Annotated in this window: 1 protein-coding gene; it reads right to left on the bottom strand. The window is 66.5% G+C overall.

Annotation, left to right across the window (positions count from 1 at the left end):
• Positions 1-254: ABC transporter permease (locus tag HWE01_RS22745; RefSeq protein WP_502798469.1), on the bottom strand; the 254-nt coding region annotated here is incomplete at both ends.

Below are 254 nucleotides of genomic sequence, written 5' to 3'. Positions count from 1 at the left end.
CTGCCATACAGCTGCAGCAGCCCCACCGACGACACCACCGGCGGTACCGCGAACGGCAGCAGGATGAGGATGTTCATTAGCGCGTCGAGCCGCGGGAAGTGGTAGTGCACCACGAACAGCAGCGGCAGTATCAGCACCACCGACAGCAGCAGCGCGCCCATGCACACCAGCAGCGACTGGCCGAAGGCGGCCAGGAAGCGCGGCTCGCTCCATAGCGCCACGTACCACTTCAGGGTCAGGCCGCTGGGCAGCAG

It is taken from the genome of Herbaspirillum sp. C7C8 (assembly GCF_022627875.1).
In the GTDB taxonomy this organism is placed as follows: domain Bacteria; phylum Pseudomonadota; class Gammaproteobacteria; order Burkholderiales; family Burkholderiaceae_D; genus Herbaspirillum.
The sequence above is the reverse complement of the archived record's forward strand: the minus strand, read 5'-3'. Positions and strand labels throughout refer to the sequence as shown.